This is a genomic window from Streptomyces sp. NPDC001927, from assembly GCF_053594455.1.
Genome location: NZ_JBSFEN010000005.1, coordinates 315,805 through 336,353 on the forward strand (window position 1 = coordinate 315,805; position 20,549 = coordinate 336,353).

The following is a 20,549-nucleotide window of genomic DNA, read 5'->3' on the forward strand; positions in this document are numbered from 1 at the left end:
CGTACGGCATGCCCCGGCACGCTTGCTTCATGACCGCATACGCCCTCGCGAACCTGACCCCGCAGCCCGGCCTCCACGAGGAGGTCCTCACCTACATGGAGCGCGTCCAGTCGACGCTCGACCCCTTCGGCGGGCGCTTCCTCGTCCACGGCGCTCCCGCGCGGGAGGTCCGGGAGGGCGCGTGGCCGCAGGACCTGGTCCTCGTCTCCTTCCCGTCGATGGACCACGCCCGCAGCTGGTACGACTCCGCCGCCTATCAGGAGCTGATCCCGCTGCGCGCCCGGCACATCCCGGGTGACCTGCTGCTGATCGACGGGGTCGCCCCCGGGTACGACCCGGCGACGACCGCCGCCGCGCTGCGCGCCGCGTCAGGCGGTACGGCCTGAGCGGAGCTCTAGGGGCGTTCCGCCGAAGCCCGCGCGGAACTGGTGGTCGTGCGAGACCGCGACCACGGCGCCCTCGAAGCCGGCCAGGGCGGCCTCCAGGTCCTCCACCAGGGAGAGCGCCACGTGGTTGGTCGGCTCGTCCAGGACCAGCAGGTCGGCGGGGCGGGTCACCAGGCGGGCCAGCTCCAGGCGGCGCTGCTGGCCCACCGAGAGCCGCGCCACGGGAACGGTCAGGTCCTCCTCCCGGAAGAGCCCGAGCGCGAGCAGCTCGTCCGCGTGCTCCTCGGGGAGGCCGGGGCGGCCCGCCGCGTACGCCGTGAGCAGCGGTTTCGGGGACGGTACGGGTGGCAGCTCCTGGGCCAGGTACCCGACCCGGGCGGACCGGACGACGACGGTGCCGCTGTCGGGCCGCAGGTCGCCCGCGAGGACCCGGAGCAGGGTCGTCTTGCCGGCGCCGTTGGGCCCGGAGACGAGCAGCCGGTCTCCCGCGGAGACCCGCAGCTTGTCGAGCCGCAGCCGGTCGCCGACGACGATGTCGGCGAGCTCGGCGAGCACGCGCGGTTCGGTCTCGACCTGGGCCGCCGTCGCGAAAGCGGCCCGGAACCGCAGGGGCTCCGGCGGGGGCGGCACCGGGGACGTACGGAGCTGTTCGAGCCGGGTCCTGGCCGCCCGTACCTGCCCGGACAGCTTGTTCTCCGACGAGCGCCGGTGCTTGCCGAAGCCCTGCCGGGGGTCCTTGCCGGAGCCTGCGAGCCGCTGCCCGGCCGCCGCCACCAGCTCCTCCGTCCGGGCCAGCTCCTCCCGCCACTCCTCGTACTCCTGCGCCCAGCGGCGGCGGGCGGCGGCCTTAGCCGCGCGGTAGCCGGACCAGCCGTCCCCGTACCGGCTCACGGACCGCGTGTCCCGGTCGACCTCCAGGACGGTCGTCGCCATGCCCTCCAGGAACGCCCGGTCGTGGGTGACCGCGACGACCGTGCCCCGGTGCGCGCGCAGCCGCTCCTCCAGCCAGCCGGCGGCGGCCCGGTCGAGATGGTTCGTCGGCTCGTCGAGCAGCAGCAGTTCGGCGCCGGAGGCGAGGACGCAGGCGAGCGCGAGCCGCGACTGCTCGCCCCCGGAGAGCGTGCCGACGGTCCGCTCGTACGGGACGTGCCCGAGCCCGAGGCCGTGCAGGGCGGCGTCGACGAGAGCGTCGGCCTGGTACCCGCCCCGCTCCTCGTAGCGGGCGACCAGCTCGCCGTACGCGGTGAGTTCCTCGGGTGTCGCGGACCCGAGCGTCTCCTCCGCGGCGCGCATCTCCCGCTCCATCGCGCGGAGTTCGGCGAGCGCGGCGTCGATCGTGTCGCGCACGGTGTGCTCGGGGCCGACGCCGAAGGTCTCGGCGAGCGTCTGGGCGAGCCGCGCGACACCCCCGGGGAACCGGACGGTCACCCGCCCGCTGTCGGGGCCTTCCGCCCCGGCGAGCAGCCGCAGCAGCGTGGACTTGCCGGACCCGTTCTCCCCGATGACGGCGGCCCGCTCACCGGGGCGCACGGTGAACGCGATCTGTTCGAGGACGGAGCGGGTCCCGTAGGACTTGGAGACGTCATGGACGGTCAACTGGGCGCGGTCGCGCATGGGATCTTTCCCTGGGGGTGATGGGTTCGTTCGGGCCGGTCGAGGGGACACCGGGACCACCACTGCCGCGCCCGAGAGGCGCCGGATCAGCGGGTCGGACCGTGTCCACGGCCGAAATCAGAGAAAGAAGTAGTACGAACCCATGCGATCGAGTGTAGCCAGGGGGCTCCCGACCGGCGCGCTCTTTTTCTGGCGCCGGTCGCCCACGCGCACGTGTGCCCGGAAGGGCCGTGCGGGCACCTTCCGGGCACGTGCGCTGTTCCGGGGGGCCTCCAGGGGCCTACCCGGCTACTCGGCCTTCGCGACGCCGATCGGGCAGGAGACGCCCGTGCCGCCGATGCCGCAGTAGCCGGCCGGGTTCTTGTCCAGGTACTGCTGGTGGTAGCCCTCGGCCGGGTAGAACGTGCGGCCCTCGGCCGGGAGGACCTCCGTGGTGATCGTGCCGTAGCCGGAGCCGGTCAGGACCTGCTGGTACGCGGCGCGGGAGGCCTCCGCGGTCTCGGCCTGGGCGGGGGAGTGGGTGTAGACGGCCGAGCGGTACTGGGTGCCGACGTCGTTGCCCTGGCGGAAGCCCTGGGTCGGGTCGTGGGACTCCCAGAAGAGCTTGAGCAGCCGCTCGTACGACACCTTCGCGGGGTCGAAGACGACCCGGACGACCTCGGTGTGGCCGGTGAGGCCCGAGCAGACCTCCTCGTACACCGGGTTCTCCGTGAGGCCGCCCTGGTAGCCGACCAGGGTCGTCCAGACGCCCTCGGTCTGCCAGAACTTGCGCTCGGCGCCCCAGAAACAGCCGAGGGCGAAGTCGGCGACCTCGAGCCCCTCGGGGTAGGGGCCGAGCAGCGCGTTGCCCAGGACCGTGTGGCGCTCGGGCACCGAGAACTCGGGCTCGGGACGGCCCTTCAGCGCCTGCTCGGGCGTGGGGAGGACGGGGGTGCGTGACAGGAACATGCGGCATCTCCTCGACGGTGGGCGTTACGCACAACGCCCGGGGGCCGGGAGGGATTCCCCCTCCCGGCCCCCGTCGCGCCCAGCGGGCTCGGCCCGCTCAGTCGGTGGCGTGCACCTGGCGGACCGCGTAGTCACGCACGTTCAGGTACCGGTCCCGCGGATCGCCCGAGTACGTCCACGGCGCGTGGCCGATCCAGCCGTCGATCAGCCGGAACTGCTCCACCGCCTCCTCGTACCGGTCCTGCCAGTACAGGAACCACGCCAGCAGGTGCCGGACCCGTACCGTCCGCGGGTCGTCGGGCGCCGCCGCGGCCACGTCGGCCAGGGCCGCGTCCACCGCCGCCACGATCTTCGGCTCCTTCAGCCAGACGTCCGGGTCGATGTCGCTCTCGTGCTGCTCCTGCTCGAAGTACGCGTACAGCGGCAGCATCGAAAGGAGCTGGCCCGGCGCGCCCTTGGCCGCGGCGGCCAGGGCGAACGCCTCCGCCTTCTCGTGCGAGCCGCTCCACTTGGCGCACCAGTACTGCAGGGCGCCGGTGTGCGGGCCCAGCGAGGTCGTGGTCCGCTTGGTGATCTCCGCCCAGAGCTCCTCGTACCGCTCGTGCGAGTAGCCCAGGCCCATCGCCATCGGCTGCTCGATCATGTACGGGAGCGGGTCGGCGGGGTCGGCGAGGCGGGCCGCCTCGTGCGCGGCCTCCTGGGCCTTGGCGAGCAGCTGGTGGAAGACCCGGAACTGCTCCCGCGTGGTGTGGCTCGCCCGCTTGTCCCCGCGGACGTTCCACGCGACGAGCACCGACGCGTCCGCGTGGACCTGCGCGGCGACCGGGTCACCGGGCTTGGCGGCCTGCCATTCGAGGAGCCAGGCGTCGTCCTCGGCGGCGAGTTCGGCGAGCGCCCGGATCCGCTCCCAGCGCTCGTCCCAGTTCTGGCCGGTGGCCTCGATCCAGGCGGCCCCGGCCGCCCAGTCGCCCGCCTCGACCGCGGCCACGGCGGCGGTCCGCTCGGCCGTCGGTGGCGCGGCCAGCTCGATGTTCAGCTCGTCGCCCGGTACGAAGCCCCGCGCGACGACCGCCCGCGCGGCCTCGGCCTCGTCCGCCTCGCGCGAGGCGTCCAGCTCCGCGACCTCGGCCTCCAGCGCCTTGGCCTTGCGGATGTAGTACACGCCGCGCAGCACGTAGCCGACGACGAACAGCAGCAGTGCGCCGAGCACCGCAAGGAAGATGATCACGAGGCAAGCACCAGCTTTCGCAGCGGTTCGGTGTCGGGGCGGTCGGCGACGGCGGCGTCCAGGGCCAGCGTGAGCCGGTCCTCGAAGCCGTCCTCGGGGTAGCGGAGGTAGGCGGAGTCGGACCAGGACAGCGCCCAGCGGGTGGTGCCACGGGCCGTCAGCTCGACGGAGACCAGCTGGTTCAGCACCCGCCGGACCACCGGGCGGGCGAACTCGCGGGCCGCCCGGCCGGTCGCCGCGGCCGCCTCCTCGGACTTCGGGAAGCGGTCGGCGATCCGCCACAGCACCGCCGGGTCCGCCTGGACGGCGTCGAGCAGCGCGGGCAGCGCGGTCTCGGGGGAGCCGCCGGTCTCGGCGGCCACGGTCCGCCGGATGCCTTCGGCGCCCTCCTCGATCATCCGGGCCATGCTCCGGTGGACGAGCTCCTCCCAGTCCACCCGGGTCAGCGCCAGCGCCTCCGGGGTGAGCACGACCCGCTCAAGCGCGGCGAACGCGCCGGCCGGGTCGGAGAGCAGCTCAAGGGACGGGCGGTCCGCACCCTGCGCGTCGGTCCCGTCCGCCGGCAGCGCCTCGATCCGGGCGACCCGGTCGGCGAGCGGGGGGTGGGAGTCGTAGGGGTCCTGCTCGGTGGGCAGGTCCTCGCGCAGCTCGTCGAACTCCTCGGCGCGCGCGGGCAGCAGGTGCCGGAAGCCGCCGAAGAACTCGCCCTCGCGGGGCATGAGGCCGGCGCCGGTGCCGATGACGGCGTAGCAGCGGAGGTAGAAGTCGTAGGCGGGCGCGAGCACGTTGACCTCGCGCAGCGCGGAGGCGTAGGCGTCCCGGCCGACGATCCGCGCGGCGGCGAGGTCGGCGGCCAGCTCCTGGCGGCGCCCGATGGAGCGGGTGGCGCGCAGGTAGAACTTCGCGTAGGCGGTGTAGATCTTCGCCATCGCCTTGTACGTGACACCCGAGCCGGAGGTGTCGATCTCCTTGGCCTTCTTGCCCTTGGTGACGCGTCGCTCGGAGGCCTTCTCCTGCCTGGCGCGCTCCTTGGACACCTTGCTCGCCGCGCGCTCCTCGAAGTGCTCGATGGTGCGCGTCAGCTGGAGGTGTCCGCGGCGGATGAGCGGGGTCAGCCGGGTGTCGGAGTTGCTGTAGTGACCCAGCTCGTGGCCGAGCACACCGCGCAGTCGGCGCTCGTCCAGACCGGACATCAGCGGCAGACCGAGCAGCAGGGTGCGCTTTCCGCCGCGCAGACCGAGGAACTTGGCCTCCTCGCCGACGGCGGCGTTGACCTCGTCGACGAGGAGGATCTCGTCCGGGGCACGGGTGCCGACCTGCTCGGCGAGCTCACGGACGGTCCGCCAGAGCCGCGGCTCCTGGGCCTCCGTGACGCGGATGCCGACGGGCGGCTCCGGAGCGGGCGTACGGAGCATGAACATGCCGCGCACGATCGGGACGGCGAGGACCACCGACACGATCGCGATCTTCCCGGCGACCGCGCCTCCGAGGAAGTCGAACGCGAGGTAGTCCAGGACGCCGAGGACGGCGAGCAGGACGAGGCCGAGCAGGTAGAAACCGGCGAGTAGAACGAGCGCGCGGAAGGCGCGCAGATATGGGCCCATCAGATGGCGATCCCCCCCAGGGATATGACGGGTGGTGTGGTGGTGAGGTCCGCACGGTGCTGCGGAACCGGATGAGTATGCACGGTGGCCGAAAAGCAGTGGTCGGCGGGGCGGCGAGGTGATGGGCGCGGTGGGGGAGCACGCGGAACGGCCCGCCTCCCAGGGGAAGCGGGCCGTCGAAGAGTGACGTGACGTGCGGGCGTCTAGTGGGGCAGCGTCGCCGGGCTGCCGCCGTTCGCCTCGTAGCCGGCCACCGCCAGGTTCCGGTACACCGTGTACTCCGCCGCCGGGTCGCCGTTCAGGGTCCAGGGGAGGGCGCCGATGTGACCGTCGACGTGGACCAGCTGGTTCATCGCCTCCGACCAGCGCTCCGCGCGGACCAGGAAGAGGACGAGCAGGTGCCGGACGTGGGCCAGCATCGGGTCGTCGGCGCGCGCCGAGTGGACCGCGTACAGCGCGCCCTCCATCGCCTTGCGCACCACCGCGGTCCGGAAGAAGTCCTGGACGAGCACGACCTCGGGCAGGTGCTCGTAGACCGCGAACAGCGGCAGCGCGGCCAGCAGCGAGCCCTGCGGGGCGCGCGCGGCGGCGGCCGTCGCGAAGCGGTCGGCGTCCTCGCGCGAGCCGTGCCACTTCTCGCACCAGTAGTGCAGCGCCGCCAGGTGCGCGCCCATGTGCTGCGGCGCCCGGTCGATGATCTTCGCCCAGACCTGGTCGAACTCCTCGTGGCTGTAGCCGAGTCCGCGGGCGACGGCGAGCTGTGTGATGTACGGGACGGGGTCGCCGGGGGCGAGCAGCGCCGCCTCCTCGCTCGCCTTCTTCGCCTCTTCGAGGATGATCCGGAACTCGTCCGTGCCGGTCGAGGACGAGCGCCACGCCTGCTGGACCAGGAACTCCGCGTGCACCGCGGCCCCGCCCGCGTCCTTGGGGTTCTCCGCCCGCCAGGCGCGCAGCCAGGCCCCGCCGACGCCGGGCTTCTGCTGGAGCTCCAGGGAGGCCGCGCCCGCGAACGCCTGCACGCGCTGCCAGCGGACCTCGCCCTCCTTCTCCGTACCGGCGAGCAGCTGCGAGGCCGCCCGCCATTCCTGGGTCGCCTGGACCACGTCGAGCACGTCGAGCAGGTCCCGGTCGGGCCCCGGCATCCGGACGTCCTGCTCCTCCTGGCGCAGGAAGCCGTACGCCTCGGGGTCGGCGGCGTCCGGCGAGCCGGGCGCGACCTGACGGATGCCGACACCGGACCGGCGGCGCCGCATGAATGTGGACACGAGCAGGACCAGCAGCGTGGCGACCATCAGGAACCAGAGAATCTCCATGTGTCCATTGTCCAGGACACTCCCCGAGACGATGGGCGGCGGGCCCCCGCCCTCGGGACTACGCTCCTGACTCATGAGCGACGAGCACATCCACCAGAGCTTCGAGACCCGCGCGATCCACGCGGGCAACACCGCCGACCCGCTGACCGGCGCGGTCGTCCCGCCGATCTACCAGGTGTCCACGTACAAGCAGGACGGCGTGGGCGGGCTGCGCGGCGGTTACGAGTACAGCCGGAGCGCCAACCCCACGCGCACCGCGCTCGAGGAGAACCTCGCGGCCCTGGAGGGCGGCCGGCGCGGTCTGGCCTTCGCCTCCGGCCTCGCGGCCGAGGACTGCCTGCTGCGGACGCTGCTCGCGCCCGGCGACCACGTGGTGATCCCGAACGACGCCTACGGCGGCACCTTCCGGCTCTTCGCCAAGGTCGTCCAGCGCTGGGGCGTCGACTTCTCCGTCGCGGACACCTCGGACGTCGAGTCGGTGCGCGGCGCCGTCAACGACCGTACGAAGGTGATCTGGGTCGAGACCCCGTCGAACCCGCTGCTCGGCATCACCGACATCCCCGCGGTCGCGGCCGTGGCCCGGGCGGCCGGCGCGAAGCTGGTCGTCGACAACACCTTCGCCTCGCCCTACCTCCAGCAGCCGCTCGCGCTCGGCGCGGACGTCGTCGTCCACTCGCTGACGAAGTACATGGGCGGCCACTCGGACGTCGTGGGCGGCGCGCTCGTGACCGCCGACGAGGCGCTCGGCGAGGAGCTGGCGTACCACCAGAACGCGATGGGCGCGGTCGCCGGACCGTTCGACTCGTGGATCGTGCTGCGCGGCATCAAGACGCTGGCGGTACGGATGGACCGGCACAGCGAGAACGCCGGGAAGATCGCGGAGATGCTGACCCAGCACCCGAAGGTCACCCAGGTCCTGTACCCGGGTCTGCCGGAGCACCCGGGACACGAGATCGCGGCCAAGCAGATGAAGGCCTTCGGCGGGATGATCTCCTTCCGGGTCGCCGGCGGCGAGGAGGCGGCGGTCGCGGTCTGCAACCGCGCGAAGCTCTTCACCCTGGGCGAGTCCCTGGGCGGTGTCGAGTCGCTGATCGAGCACCCGGGCCGGATGACGCACGCGAGCGTGGCCGGTTCCGCCCTCGAAGTACCGGCGGACCTGGTCCGGCTCTCGGTGGGCATCGAGAACGTCGAGGACCTGCTGGCGGACCTGCGCCAGGCGCTCGGCTAGAACGTGTGCCGCGGCCTGACCGGGCCCTGCCTCGGGGCCCCTGCCTCGGGGCGCCCGGTCAGGCGGCGACCTTCTCGTCGTCGAGCGATTCGCGCACCATGGCGCGCAGCTCGGGGCTGTCGGTGTGGCCGTGCACGGAGATCGCGTGCTCGGTGGCGGCCCGGACGACTTCCTCTTCCTCACCGGTGATGGTGAGGGTGCATCCCATCACGCTGGGTTCCTTGCGGCAGTCGGCGACTTTCCTGGTCATGACGGCCTCCTCAGCCTGTCGCTCTTCCTCCAGCCTAGGACCGCCGTCACCAGCCTTCGAGCGGTGGCGTCGTCTCCGCCGGACCCTGCCAGGGTTCGACGACCGACGCCCAGACCGTGAACACGAGCACGGCCGCGATCAGCAGCGCCCACAGGGCCCTGCGCAGCGCACGGTCGCGGTGCAGCAGCCGGTTCCCGCGCTCGACGGCCCGGGCGGCCAGGTCCGCGGGGACCTGCGGGTGCGGGGCGTCCAGCATCCGCCGCACCTCGTCCTCCCTGTCCTCGTACCGGCTCACGAGGCGAGCCTCCCGGGACCCCCGCGCCGCCGGTCCCGCAGGGCGGACACGGAGCGGGCGCAGACGGCCCGTACCCGGTCCTCGGGAAGGCCGAGGAGGGCCGCGGTCTGCTCCTCGGCCACGCCCTCGTACAGCCGCAGCACGAGGACGAGGCGTTCCTGCGGGGTGAGCGCGGAGAGGATGCCGCCCCGGCCGCGGTGGTGGCGCCAGGCGGTGCGGGCGAAGCGGGCGGCGAGGTCGGCGCGGGTGCGGTCGTACGGGTCCTCCCCGCGCAGCCGGTCCCACTGGGCGTAGGTGTGGGCGAGGGAGGCGGTCAACAGCGCCTGGGCGTGCGGGTTGCGGGACCGGGTCTCGGCCGTGAGCAGCGTCGCGGCATGCAGCAGCCGCCCCGCCGCCCCCGCTACGAACGCCTCGAACTGCCGGGTGCGGAAGAGGGGTTCGCCCGTCCGCGCGTCCTGCCGATCTCGCACGTCCTCATATGAGGACAGGGGACGGCCCGGGTCAAGAGGTCCGTCAGGACGTGGTGGCGGGCGGCAGGCCCGACTGGCGGGCGGAGAGCGCCGAGTTGAAGCGGGTGAGCAGGGTGCAGAAGGACTCGCGCTCCGCCGCCGTCCAGCCCTCCGTCACCTGCGCCATCAGCTCGCGGCGCGAGGCGCGGACCTCCTCCAGGCGGGCCAGGCCGCGCGGGGAGAGCTGGAGCACGACCGCGCGCCCGTCCTCCGGGTGCGAGGTGCGCTTGACCAGGCCGGTGTCGACGAGCGGGGCGACCTGGCGGGTGACCGTGGACGAGTCGATGCCCATGCCGGCCGCGAGCGCCTTGACGCCCATCGGGCCTTCCTGGTCGAGCCGGTTCAGGAGCAGGTAGGCGGCGCGGTCCATCGAGTTGCGGAGCTGCCCGGTGCCGCCGAGGCGGGTCTGTTCGGCCCGGCGGGCAAAGACGGCCACCTGGTGCTGGAGGGCATCGAGGAGACCGGGGTCAAGCTCAGTCGTCATGTCCTGAGATGTGGGCATGGCTGTGGGGGCTCTCTCGTGCGGTGGTCGGTTGGTGGGGGACAGAGTACGCGGACCCACGGGGGTCCGTACCTGCGCTGCGCAAACCGGTGGGGATGCACGTTCTCCGGGCGGCCACGGGGCCCGTGAGCTGCGAGACTTGCTGTCATGAGCTTCCGTAGGCCAGACCCCTTGCACCCGCTGATCCTCGACGATGTCCGCGGAGCGCAGAAGATGTTGTCCGGGGTGGCCAGGGTGACGGCGATGGAGGGCAGCCGGTACCTGTCGTCGCTGGTCGGGGCGCCGGTGCACCTCAAGTGCGAGAACCTCCAGCGGACCGGTTCGTTCAAGCTGCGCGGAGCGTACGTACGGATCGCGGGGCTGCGGCCGGAGCAGCGGGCGGCCGGCGTGGTCGCCGCGTCGGCCGGGAACCACGCGCAGGGAGTCGCGCTCGCCTCCGCGCTCCTCGGGGTGCACTCGACGGTGTTCATGCCGGTCGGCGCCCCGCTGCCCAAGGTGGCGGCGACGCGGGAGTACGGCGCCGAGGTGCGGCTGCACGGCCATGTCGTGGACGAGACGCTGGCGGCGGCGGAGGAGTACGCGGCGGAGACCGGCGCGGTCTTCATCCACCCCTTCGACCACCCGGACATCATCGCGGGGCAGGGCACGGTGGGCCTGGAGATCCTGGAACAGTGCCCGGAAGTCCGCACGATCCTGGTCGGCGTGGGCGGTGGCGGGCTGGTCGCCGGGATCGGGCTCGCGGTGAAGTCCGTACGCCCCGATGTGCGCGTGATCGGTGTGCAGGCGGAGGGTGCGGCCGCCTATCCGCCGTCGCTCGCCGCAGGGCACCCGGTGGCGATCGAGTCGCCGGTGACGATGGCGGACGGGATCAAGGTGGGGCGCCCGGGCGACGTCCCGTTCGAGTTGGTGCGGGAGTACGTGGACGAGGTCCGTACGGTCTCCGAGGACGCGCTCTCCACGGCGCTGCTGCTCTGCCTGGAGCGGGCCAAGCTGGTGGTCGAGCCGGCCGGGGCGAGCCCGGTGGCCGCGCTGCTGAGCGACCCGAAGGCGTTCCGGGGGCCGGTGGTGGCGGTCCTGTCGGGCGGGAACGTGGACCCGCTCCTGATGCAGCGGATCCTGCGGCACGGCATGGCGGCGGGCGGCCGCTATCTGAGCCTGCGGCTGCGGGTGACGGACCGGCCGGGCGCGCTCGCGACGCTGCTCGCGGTGCTGACGGTGGTCGACGCGAACGTCCTCGACGTGAGCCATGTGCGCACCGATCCGCAGCTCGGTCTGACGGAGGCTGAGGTGGAGCTGCAGCTGGAGACGAAGGGCCCGGAGCACTGCCGTGAGGTGGAGGCGGCGCTGCGGGACGCGGGGTACGTGGTGCTGTCGTAGGGCCCTTGGCGCCTTCGGGCCCACCGGGACCTCCTGGCTTCCGGCCGATTTCGTGTTCCCCAGGTCTTGTGATATCGCGATGTATCGCGATAGGGTGTGGCCTCCGTCACAAAACTGTTGGGCGGCTCCCGCCCTTCAAACCTAAACTTGGGTGGAAAACGCCCAAATCCCCTGGGAGAACCCACATGCCAGGCGCGATCTACGCCGAAGGTCTGGTGAAGACCTTCGGCGACGTACGAGCTCTGGACGGCGTGGACCTCGATGTACCCGAGGGCACGGTCCTGGGCCTGCTCGGCCCGAACGGCGCGGGGAAGACGACCGCCGTACGCGTGCTGACGACGCTACTCCAGCCCGACAGCGGCCGGGCCGAGGTCGCCGGAATCGACGTGCTCAAGCACCCCAACGAGGTCCGCCGCTCGATCGGCCTCTCCGGCCAGTTCGCGGCCGTCGACGAATATCTGACCGGCCGTGAGAACCTCCAGATGGTCGGCAGGCTCTACCAGTTGAACGCCAAGCAGGCGAAGGTCAGGGCGGGCGAACTGCTGGAACGCTTCAACCTCGCCGACGCGGCCGACCGCACGGCCAAGACGTACTCCGGCGGTATGCGCCGCCGCCTGGACCTCGCCGCCGCGCTCGTCGTCTCCCCGCCCGTGATGTTCATGGACGAGCCGACGACGGGCCTCGACCCCCGCAACCGGCAGGCGCTCTGGGAGGTCATCCAGGAGCTCGTCGCCGGCGGTACGACCCTCCTCCTCACCACCCAGTACCTGGAAGAGGCGGACCACCTGGCCCACGACATCTGCGTCATCGACCGCGGCAAGGTCATCGCGCGGGGTACGTCGGACCAGCTCAAGGCCCAGACGGGCGGCGAGCGCGTCGAGGTCGTCGTCCACGAGCCGGGGATGATCCCGGGCGCCAAGGACGTCCTCGCGCGCTACGGCCTGGCGGGGATCGGCCACTCCGAGGTCTCCGTCGAGGAGCACACGCGCAAGCTGACCGTCCCGGTCACCGGTGGCGCCAAGCTGCTCGCCGAGGTCATCCGCGACCTGGACGCGGTCGGCGTCGAGATCGACGACATCGGTCTGCGCCGCCCCACCCTCGACGACGTCTTCATCTCGCTGACCGGCCACGCGGCCGAACTGAACGAGGGCAACGGCGAGAACGGGGAGAGCGGCGGCCCCTCGGGCGGCGGCGTCCAGGACCGCAGGCCGGCCCACAAGGAGGGGACGCGATGAGCACCCTGAACGACTCCCTGGTCATCGCCCAGCGGAACCTGATCCGGATGACCAGGATCCCGGAGATGATCCTCTTCGGGCTCATCCAGCCGGTGATGTTCGTGATCCTCTTCACGTACGTCTTCGGCGGCTCCATGCAGATCGGCAACAGCACCGACCCGGACGTCTACAAGAACTTCCTGATGGCCGGCATCTTCGCGCAGACCGTCACCTTCGCGACGGCCGGCGCGGGCGCGGGCATCGCGGACGACATGCACAAGGGCCTCATCGACCGCTTCCGTTCACTGCCGATGGCCCGGGGCGCGGTCCTCACCGGCCGCACCCTCGCCGACCTCGTGCAGACCGCGCTGACCCTGCTGGTCCTCGCGATCGTCGCGCTCATCATCGGCTGGCGTCCCGGCTACGCGGAGCCGACCACCTTCGCCAAGGTCATGGCCGGCTTCGGCCTGCTGCTCCTCCTCGGCTACGCCTTCACCTGGATCGGCGCCCTCATCGGCCTCTCCGTCCGCACCCCGGAAGCGGCCACGTCCGGCGGCCTGATCTGGCTCTTCCCGGTCACGTTCATCTCGAACGCGTTCGTGGACTCCAGCAAGCTCCCCGGCTGGCTCCAACCGATCGCGGAGTGGAACCCCTTCAGCGCCACCGTCCAGGCCTGCCGCAAACTCTTCGGCGACCCGGGCGTCTCCCCGTCGGACGCGTGGCCGATGCAGTACCCGGTGTGGGCGTCGCTGATCTACTCGATCCTGATCGTCGCCATCTTCCGCACCCTCTCGGTTCGCAAGTACCGCCGAGCGGAGGGCTGAGGGCCGGATCTCGATCGTGGGCCGAGGGCCGGAGGGGCGTCCCCTCCGGCCCTCGCCGTCGTCTCAGGCCTCAGGGACTCAGGGCGCGTACCCCGAGACGACGACCCCACTGGCGAGCGAGATGAAGACGGCCCCGCCGGCGACGACGGCGCCGGAGGCGAAGTCCTCGCCCTCGACGGCGCCCGACCCCTCGGGTGCCTCGAAGCTCCTCCTGTCCGCGCCGCGGAGGGTGGCCGGGGGGTCGGTCACGGGAAGCGACGTGACCGATTGCTTCGACACGGACAGCACCCGTTCGCCGGCGAACGCGATCGACGATCCGCCGTCATCGAGCTGTCGGCTCCACCGCTCCGCCCCCGTTCTCAGGTCGTACGTGGCGAGCCGTTCGCCGTCGGTCAGCGCCACCACCCCCGCCGAGTTCACCGCGGGCGGGACCGTCACCTGCATCCCCTTCCCGATGGTCCGCTCCCGCCGCAAAGTTCGGGCGTCGAGGACGTCGACGCCTTCTCCCCCTGACGGCGGACACAGGACGCGGCCCGCGCGGACGACGACGTGGAAGCAGCTGTCGAGCTCCCGGGCCCGGGCCGTCTCCTTCCCCGTCCCGGCGTCCAGTGCCCGCACGGTGCCGTCCCCGGTGACGTACACCTGCCCGCCCGCCACGACCGGCGACTCGGGGAAGACGGAGATGGGCGTACGCCACCGTTCCTTCGGCTTGCCGCCCGCGAGGTCGACCGCCGTCACCAACCCGCCCGGCTTCTCCATCTCCGTGCTGTCGACGTACGTCGTGTACAGGACGTCGCCGTGCAGATCCGTCCCCTTGACCGCGTACACACCCCCGGGCGCGGGCTGCCGCGCCACCTCCTTGCCGTCGCTCAGCCGGTACCCGACAACCCCGTCGTGCGCGGTCACCCAGGCCACGTCTCCGACGACCGCCGGGTACTGGGAGCCCGTCTGCAACTCCGCGCCCCTCGACGGCTTCGCCCAGAGCTTCGTGCCGTCGGCGGCGCGCAGCGCGACCGCGGAGCCGCCGTCGCCCGAGCAGACCAGGACCTCGGGGCCGAGCGAGCAGGGGCCGACGCCCGCCGGAACCTGGACGGCCCAAGGGGACCAGCCCTTCGGCCGGGCCCTGTGGTCGGCGCCGTCCTTGCCGAAGTCGCTCGCGTGGCCCTCGCCCCCGTACGGCTGGATCACATGGTCGAGCGCCATGGGCCCGGCGCTCGGTGTCGGCGTACGGCTTCCCGAACTCGCGCCGCCGCTCGGCGTGGCCCCGGCCGAGCCGCCCTGTCCGCCGGACCCGCCCTCCCGGTTGAGCACCACGACCCCCGCGGTCGCGAGGACCGCCACGGCCACCGCTCCCGCCGCGATCCGCCCCCACGGACGACGCCGCGCCTCCGACGGCTCGGCGGCCGCGGGCCGTCGACCCGCCACCGTGGGGGAGTACGGGACCACAGGGCCGATCGTCGGCAGGTCCGCCACGCCCGCGCCCGACCCCGCCGCCTCACCGATCCGCCGCGCCGAATCCCCGTACTCCGCGAGCAGCGACAGCACCCCGCCCGGCCACGGGAACGCCGTCGGCACCTCCGCGCCCAGCAGCTCCACCAGCTCCGCCGCGGTCGGACGCTCCGCCGGGTCGAGCCGCAGACATTGCTCCAGGACCGGTCGCAACTCCTCCGGTACGCCGGACAGTTCGGCGTCCGCCCGGCTGATCCGGAAGATGACCGACGCCAACTCCTCGTCGTGGAACGGCCCGCGCCCGCTCGCCGCGAACGCGAGCACCGCGCCCAGGCAGAAGACGTCCGACGCGGGCACGACCGCCCGGCTCCCGACCAGGTGCTCCGGCGCCATGAACCCCGGCGAGCCGACCACGAGCCCCGTCGAGGTGAGCGCCGTCGCCTCGAAGGCCTGCGCGATGCCGAAGTCGATGAGCTTGGGCCCGGAGGCCCCGAGCAGCACGTTCGCGGGCTTCAGGTCCCGGTGCAGCACCTGCGCCCGGTGCACCGAGTCCAGCGCCCGCGCGAGCGCCGCGCCCAGCGCCCGTACCGCCGCGACGGGCAGTGTCCCGGCCCGGGTGACGGCCTCGGCGAGCGAGGGGCCGGGGACGTACTCGGTCGCGAGCCACGGCACGGCCGCGTCGGCGTCCGCGTCGACGAGCAACGCGGCGTACGGGCTGCTCACGGCCCGCGCGGCCGTGATCTCGCGCCGGAACCGGGTCCGGAAGTCGCCGTCGACCTCCAGGTCCTCCCGGACGGTCTTCACGGCGACCATCCGGTACGGATCGGCCGTCGGCTCGTCCGCCCGGCACGCCAGATGGACCTCGCCCATGCCGCCCGCGCCGAGCCGGGCGAGCAGCCGGTAGGGGCCGACGAGGCGCGGCGGCTGCCCGGAGGGCAGTGCTTCCAGCACCGAACACATCCTTTCAGTACGTCAGTTGGAAGTCCGGTACGTCACTTCGGAAGCTCGACGGAGGCGATGACGCCCTGGTCGTAGACGATGTGGGCGATACCGCCGATGACGAGCACGTCGGGTGACCGGATCATCTCGGCGAAGTCCTGCTCGTTCTTCTTCGCGCGCGGCCCCGGCGCGCCCGGAACCGGCCGCACGTCCAGCGCGGAGGGCTTGCCGTCCTTGCCGATCCGCACGGTGTAGAGCGAGGTGTAGTCGGCGTACACGACCTGGTCGCCGGCGAGCAGGGGCGCCGACAGCGCCTGCGCCAGCCCCGCCGGGGCGGCCTTGATCGGGTACTGGCCGAGCCGCGACCCCGTCTTCGCGTCATGGACCGACACGCCCTTGTCGCCGGTGGCGACGACCGTCCGGGAGTCCATGGCGGCCGCGTCCAGCGCCGCGACCGGTGCGGGCAGCGCGGCCCTGGGCGCGAGGGTGGCCGCGTCCATGACGTGCAGCACCGTCCGCTCCGACCTGTCCACGGGGTCGATCACGTGGTCGGTGCAGTACGCCGCGGGACCGAGGACCTTCACGGTCATGCAGCCCTCGGCCTCCTTGGCGACCTGCCCGAGCAGGTCGCCGCTCTTCGCTTCGTACGCCACGATTCCGGCGTCGCTGACCGCGTACACCCGCCCCTGGGCGAAGGCCACGGCGTCGAAGGCGCGGTACTCCGCGCGGGAGAGGAACGCGTTGGTCAGGGCCTTGGTCCACAGCTGACGGCCGTCGGCCAGGGAGAAGGCGCTCAGGAAGACCTGGAGCCTGCCCGTGTTCTCCTCCGTCGTGGAACGGGTCGTGGCGAAGACCATGCCGTCGCCCACGAGGGGTCGACTGGCGGCGTCCTGCGAGCCCCAGGCCTTCTTCTCCCAGCGGACCTTCCCGCTCCGCGCCTCCCGCACCTGGAGCTTCTCGCCGGAGGTGAGGACCACGGCGGAGTCGTGGACCATCGGCCGAGCGGTCGAACCGGCGATGAAGATCCCACCGGTGGGTCCGATGAAACTGGTGTTTGTGCGCGGGTCCGGAACCAGGTCCGCCTCCCACACCCGCTTCCCGCTCGCCGGATCCAGCGCCTCGTACCGCCCGTCCACCGTCCGGCACACCACCACGGACTCCCCGGCCGAGCAGCCGAACGCCGGGGCCGTCAGCTTGGCCTGCCACGGTTTCCAGCCGGGCGGCCGCTGTGCCGGGTTCTGCGGGACGACGCCGGAGGCGTCGGCCAGGCCCCGGTCGTCGACACCGGCGACCTTCGCCACGGCCGGCGCGGTCGCGGGCGGCGGAGCCGCCTTCGCCGGCGGGGCCTTCCGCTCCGCCTCCGGCCAGAGCAGGTACGCGCCCACCCCCGCACCGAGCACCGCGAGCGCCACCACCCCCGCGATCACCCCCCGGCGCCGCCGCTTCCCCGAAGGAGCAGGCCCAGGCACAGCCCCCATAGTCGGCAGCTGGTCCATCCCGGGGGCAGGCACAGGGGCCGCCGCCGGGACCTCCAGCAGCGGTCCGCCCGACGCCACCAGCTGGGCCAGTTCCCGGCCGTACTCGCCGATGTGGTCCCGTACGCCCTCCGGCCACGCCGGACGGCGCTCCCCGCCCAGCAGGGCCACCAGCTCCTCCGGGGTCGGGCGCTCCGCGGGGGCGAGGCGCAGGCAGCGCTCCACCACCGGGCGCAGCTCGTCCGGGACGCGGCTCAGGTCCGCCTCCGCCTGGGAGACGCGGTACAGGACGGCCGCCAGCGGGCCGTCCCCGAACGGGTCCTCGCCGGTCACCGCGTAGCAGAGCAGCGAGCCCAGGCAGAAGACGTCCGAGGCCCCCGTGACGTGCCGCGCGCCCAGGACGTGCTCGGGCGACATGAAGGCCGGGGTGCCGACCATCATCCCGGTCGCGGTCATGGTCGTGGCGCCGGTGCTGCGGGCGATGCCGAAGTCGATCAGGCGCGGGCCGTCCACGGAGAGCATCACGTTGCCCGGCTTGAGGTCGCGGTGCAGGACCCCGGCCGTGTGCAGGTCCGCGAGCGCGCGGGCGATCCCGGCGCCCAGCTCCCGTACCGTCGCCACCGGCAGCGCGCCGCCCCGCCGGACGGCCTGCGACAGGCTCGGCCCGGGGACGTACGCGGTCGCCAGCCACGGCACCTCGGCGTCCGCGTCCCCGCCCTCCGGTGCGGCGGCGTACGTGCTCCGCACCAGCCCGGCGACCTTGATCTCGCGGCGGAAGCGGTCCCGGAAGGCGGGCTCGGCGGCCACGTCCCGCCGGACGGTCTTCACGGCGACGAAGGTGCCCCCGTGGTCCGCCCGGCCCAGGAAGACCTCTCCCATGCCGCCGGCCCCGAGCCGGGCCAGCACCTCGTACGGTCCGATCTGCCGTGGCGTGCCCTCACGCAGCGGTCCCAGCACGTCTCAGTCCCCCCTTGTGACGCGACGTGACACGACGTCAGCACATGACGTCAGCCCGCATCATTACATGTGCATGCACAGCGAAGGGCCGGACCCCCGAAGGGGTCCGGCCCTTGTCACCGCGAGCGGGCTCAGCCGGTGTACGGCTTGGCGCTGAGGATCTTCACCGCGGCCTTGTTGCCGTTCGGCAGTTCGTACTCGGCGTCCTCGCCGGCCTTCTTGCCGTTCACGCCCACGCCGAGCGGGGACTGCGGGGAGTACGTCTCGATGTCGCCGCTGGCGTACTCGCGCGAGGCCAGCAGGAAGGTCATCGTGTCGTCCTCGTCGCCGTCGAAGGCGATCGTCACGACCATGCCGGGGGCGACGACGCCCTCGTCGGCCTGGGCCTCGCCGACCTTGGCGTGCTCCAGGAGCTGGGTCAGCTGGCGGACCCGGAGCTCCTGCTTGCCCTGCTCCTCCTTGGCCGCGTGGTACCCGCCGTTCTCGCGCAGGTCGCCCTCCTCGCGCGCCGCGGCGATCTTGGCGGCGATCTCGGTTCGCGCGGGACCAGACAGGTACTCCAGCTCGGCCTTGAGCTGGTTGTACGCCTCCTGGGTGAGCCAGGTGACGTTGTCGCTGGTCTGGGTCACAGGTGCTCCTCGTAGGTACTGGGAATACAAAGCATCGCCCTACCCAGAAGGTTTTCCTTCCCGGGCGGGCGAAACCACGAGCCTAACAATTAGTGGCAGAAAGGGGGAGGACATAAACCATCAAGATGGCGTCACGCCTGGTCAGCGGGTGAACCGGGGTTCGACACGCCACCCGGTCCCTACCCACCGCTACGGCGCGCTACACCCGACGAGCTCGGCGCTGGTGGCCCGCGCGGTCGTCCGGACGGTCACCACGGTGTCGATGCGCCCCTCGGCCTGGTCGAAGCGGACGTCCTTGCGTCCCACCTCGGCCCCGTCCTCGGAACGGGAGCGCAGCGTGCACACGCCCTGCGCGTCGACGTCCTTGCGCACCTCCAGGTGCACCTGCACCTCGGTGTCGCTCACCACGTCGAACTTGATCATCTCGGCGCTGATCCTGCTCTCGACCACGTAGTGCCAGCCGAACCAGCCCATGAGCCCGAGGAACAGCACGCCGAGAACGGCGCCGGCGATCTTGAGTTTGCGGTCGGCGCGCTCGTCCGCGGAGCGCCCGTAGCGCCCCTCGGGCAGCTGCTCTCGCACCGCGCTCATGATCGTTCCTCTCGCAGCGGGGGTGGGAATTTTCCTACCCCCGTTTTCCGTCACTATAGAGACCTCCCTCAGCGACGAATCACAGAGGATCGAGTCTTGACTGAGCAGCTGCGACTGATGGCCGTTCACGCCCACCCCGACGACGAGTCGAGCAAGGGCGCGGCGACCATGGCCAAGTACGTGTCCGAGGGGGTGGACGTGCTCGTGGTCACGTGCACGGGTGGCGAGCGTGGCTCCGTCCTCAACCCCAAGCTCCAGGGCGACGCCTACATCGAGGCGAACATCCACGAGGTGCGCCGCAAGGAGATGGACGAGGCCCGGGAGATCCTGGGCGTCGAGCAGGAGTGGTTGGGCTTCGTCGACTCCGGCCTGCCGGAGGGCGACCCGCTGCCCCCGCTCCCCGAGGGCTGCTTCGCCCTGGAGGACGTCGACACGGCGGCCGGGGCCCTGGTCCGCAAGATCCGCGCCTTCCGTCCGCAGGTCATCACGACCTACGACGAGAACGGCGGGTACCCGCACCCCGACCACATCATGACCCACAAGATCACGATGGTGGCCTTCGACGGCGCGGCCGACACCGAGAAGTACCCGGAGGCCGAGTTCGGCCCGGCGTACCAGCCGCAGAAGGTCTACTACAACCAGGGCTTCAACCGCCCCCGCACCGAGGCCCTGCACCGGGCGCTCCTCGACCGGGGCATGGAGTCCCCGTACGGCGACTGGCTGAAGCGCTGGGACGAGTTCGAGCGCACGGAGCGGATCCTGACCACGCACGTCCCGTGCGCGGACTTCTTCGAGATCCGCGACAAGGCCCTGATCGCGCACCGTACGCAGATCGACCCGGACGGCGGCTGGTTCCGGGTGCCGATGGAGATCCAGAAGGAGGTCTGGCCGACGGAGGAGTACGAGCTCAGCAAGTCGCTGGTGCCCACCTCCCTCCCCGAGGACGACCTCTTCGCGGGCATCCGCGACAATGCCTGACATGAGCGCACACCTGGCACTGACCCAGCTTGTCCCCTTCGCCGCCGAAGAGCTGGACAAGAACAAGGTGACCCCCGGCGTCCTCGGCTTCGTCGTCTTCGCCGTGATGGCGGTCGCCGTCTGGATGCTGATGAAGTCGATGAACCGCCACATGGGCAAGGTCTCCTTCGAGGAGACCCCGGACCCGAAGGCGGCCCCCGCCGCCGCCAAGGCCGCCCCGCGCGAGTAGGCACGACGGC

20 protein-coding genes are annotated in these 20,549 nt (G+C 72.3%); 7 read left to right on the forward strand and 13 right to left on the reverse strand.

From position 1 onward, the window contains the following. Positions 1–29: 29 nt before the first annotated feature. Complete coding sequence (locus ACWCO8_RS15390; RefSeq protein WP_451032602.1) at positions 30–386, forward strand: DUF1330 domain-containing protein; 357 nt, start codon at positions 30–32, stop codon at positions 384–386. Here ACWCO8_RS15390 and abc-f read toward each other — a convergent pair. The 5 genes from abc-f to ACWCO8_RS15415 form a co-directional block, all read right to left on the reverse strand. Beyond that, positions 369–2,000, reverse strand: a complete 1,632-nt coding sequence (abc-f, locus tag ACWCO8_RS15395; protein WP_451032603.1) for a ribosomal protection-like ABC-F family protein — start codon at positions 1,998–2,000, stop codon at positions 369–371. The two genes, ACWCO8_RS15390 and abc-f, sit on opposite strands and share 18 nt — an antisense overlap. Before the next feature lie 288 nt (positions 2,001–2,288). After that, a complete protein-coding gene (msrA, locus tag ACWCO8_RS15400) occupies positions 2,289–2,948 on the reverse strand; it encodes a peptide-methionine (S)-S-oxide reductase MsrA (RefSeq protein WP_451032604.1) in 660 nt (219 codons plus the stop codon). 97 nt (positions 2,949–3,045) lie between these two features. Further along, positions 3,046–4,176 (reverse strand): hypothetical protein, encoded by a 1,131-nt coding sequence (locus ACWCO8_RS15405; RefSeq protein WP_362014764.1) that lies wholly within the window; start codon positions 4,174–4,176, stop codon positions 3,046–3,048. After that, on the reverse strand, positions 4,173–5,780 hold the full coding sequence (locus tag ACWCO8_RS15410; protein WP_451032605.1) for a M48 family metallopeptidase: 1,608 nt from the start codon (positions 5,778–5,780) through the stop codon (positions 4,173–4,175). The genes ACWCO8_RS15405 and ACWCO8_RS15410 overlap by 4 nt, the downstream gene beginning before the upstream one ends. Positions 5,781–5,983: 203 nt before the next feature. Further along, positions 5,984–7,093 (reverse strand): hypothetical protein, encoded by a 1,110-nt coding sequence (locus ACWCO8_RS15415; protein WP_451032606.1) that lies wholly within the window; start codon positions 7,091–7,093, stop codon positions 5,984–5,986. A 73-nt stretch (positions 7,094–7,166) separates the two neighbouring features. On the opposite strand from ACWCO8_RS15415, the gene ACWCO8_RS15420 reads away from it, so the two are divergent. Then, positions 7,167–8,321 carry a cystathionine gamma-synthase gene (locus tag ACWCO8_RS15420; RefSeq protein ID WP_451032607.1) on the forward strand — a complete coding sequence of 385 codons (1,155 nt, stop codon included), beginning with the start codon at positions 7,167–7,169 and terminating at the stop codon, positions 8,319–8,321. Between the two features lie 58 nt (positions 8,322–8,379). Here the strand turns inward: ACWCO8_RS15420 and ACWCO8_RS15425 are convergent, their stop codons facing one another. Genes ACWCO8_RS15425 through ACWCO8_RS15440 form a run of 4 tightly spaced genes read right to left on the reverse strand, consistent with a single transcriptional unit; the run spans position 8,380 to position 9,877 of the window. Beyond that, on the reverse strand, positions 8,380–8,571 hold the full coding sequence (locus tag ACWCO8_RS15425) for a DUF1059 domain-containing protein (RefSeq protein ID WP_362014758.1): 192 nt from the start codon (positions 8,569–8,571) through the stop codon (positions 8,380–8,382). A 46-nt stretch (positions 8,572–8,617) separates the two neighbouring features. Beyond that, a complete protein-coding gene (locus ACWCO8_RS15430; protein ID WP_451032608.1) occupies positions 8,618–8,866 on the reverse strand; it encodes a hypothetical protein in 249 nt (82 codons plus the stop codon). Then, complete coding sequence (locus ACWCO8_RS15435) at positions 8,863–9,336, reverse strand: sigma factor-like helix-turn-helix DNA-binding protein (protein WP_451032609.1); 474 nt, start codon at positions 9,334–9,336, stop codon at positions 8,863–8,865. The genes ACWCO8_RS15430 and ACWCO8_RS15435 overlap by 4 nt, the downstream gene beginning before the upstream one ends. A gap of 43 nt (positions 9,337–9,379) precedes the next feature. Then, positions 9,380–9,877 carry a MarR family winged helix-turn-helix transcriptional regulator gene (locus tag ACWCO8_RS15440; RefSeq protein ID WP_362014754.1) on the reverse strand — a complete coding sequence of 166 codons (498 nt, stop codon included), beginning with the start codon at positions 9,875–9,877 and terminating at the stop codon, positions 9,380–9,382. 147 nt (positions 9,878–10,024) lie between these two features. Between ACWCO8_RS15440 and ilvA the strand changes: the two genes are divergently transcribed. The 3 genes from ilvA (at position 10,025) to ACWCO8_RS15455 (ending at position 13,292) form a co-directional block, all read left to right on the forward strand. Next, positions 10,025–11,254, forward strand: a complete 1,230-nt coding sequence (gene ilvA, locus ACWCO8_RS15445; RefSeq protein ID WP_451032610.1) for a threonine ammonia-lyase — start codon at positions 10,025–10,027, stop codon at positions 11,252–11,254. A 185-nt stretch (positions 11,255–11,439) separates the two neighbouring features. Further along, positions 11,440–12,489 (forward strand): ATP-binding cassette domain-containing protein, encoded by a 1,050-nt coding sequence (locus tag ACWCO8_RS15450; RefSeq protein WP_362014751.1) that lies wholly within the window; start codon positions 11,440–11,442, stop codon positions 12,487–12,489. Further along, positions 12,486–13,292 (forward strand): ABC transporter permease, encoded by an 807-nt coding sequence (locus ACWCO8_RS15455; protein ID WP_362014749.1) that lies wholly within the window; start codon positions 12,486–12,488, stop codon positions 13,290–13,292. The genes ACWCO8_RS15450 and ACWCO8_RS15455 overlap by 4 nt, the downstream gene beginning before the upstream one ends. A gap of 78 nt (positions 13,293–13,370) precedes the next feature. On the opposite strand, the gene ACWCO8_RS15460 is transcribed toward ACWCO8_RS15455, so the two are convergent. From ACWCO8_RS15460 to ACWCO8_RS15475, 4 genes are all read right to left on the reverse strand, one after another. After that, on the reverse strand, positions 13,371–15,692 hold the full coding sequence (locus ACWCO8_RS15460; RefSeq protein WP_451032611.1) for a protein kinase domain-containing protein: 2,322 nt from the start codon (positions 15,690–15,692) through the stop codon (positions 13,371–13,373). Positions 15,693–15,733: 41 nt separating this feature from the next. Beyond that, positions 15,734–18,112, reverse strand: coding sequence for a protein kinase domain-containing protein (locus ACWCO8_RS15465; RefSeq protein WP_451032612.1), 2,379 nt, complete (start codon positions 18,110–18,112; stop codon positions 15,734–15,736). A 131-nt stretch (positions 18,113–18,243) separates the two neighbouring features. Beyond that, positions 18,244–18,741 (reverse strand): transcription elongation factor GreA, encoded by a 498-nt coding sequence (gene greA / locus ACWCO8_RS15470; RefSeq protein WP_362014746.1) that lies wholly within the window; start codon positions 18,739–18,741, stop codon positions 18,244–18,246. Between the two features lie 189 nt (positions 18,742–18,930). Further along, positions 18,931–19,332 carry a DUF4307 domain-containing protein gene (locus tag ACWCO8_RS15475; protein WP_362014744.1) on the reverse strand — a complete coding sequence of 134 codons (402 nt, stop codon included), beginning with the start codon at positions 19,330–19,332 and terminating at the stop codon, positions 18,931–18,933. A gap of 96 nt (positions 19,333–19,428) precedes the next feature. Here ACWCO8_RS15475 and mca point away from each other — a divergent pair, with 96 nt between their 5' ends. Further along, complete coding sequence (gene mca / locus ACWCO8_RS15480) at positions 19,429–20,310, forward strand: mycothiol conjugate amidase Mca (RefSeq protein WP_362014743.1); 882 nt, start codon at positions 19,429–19,431, stop codon at positions 20,308–20,310. Beyond that, on the forward strand, positions 20,303–20,539 hold the full coding sequence (locus tag ACWCO8_RS15485) for a hypothetical protein (RefSeq protein ID WP_451032613.1): 237 nt from the start codon (positions 20,303–20,305) through the stop codon (positions 20,537–20,539). The genes mca and ACWCO8_RS15485 overlap by 8 nt, the downstream gene beginning before the upstream one ends. The last annotated feature ends 10 nt before the right edge of the window (positions 20,540–20,549 follow it).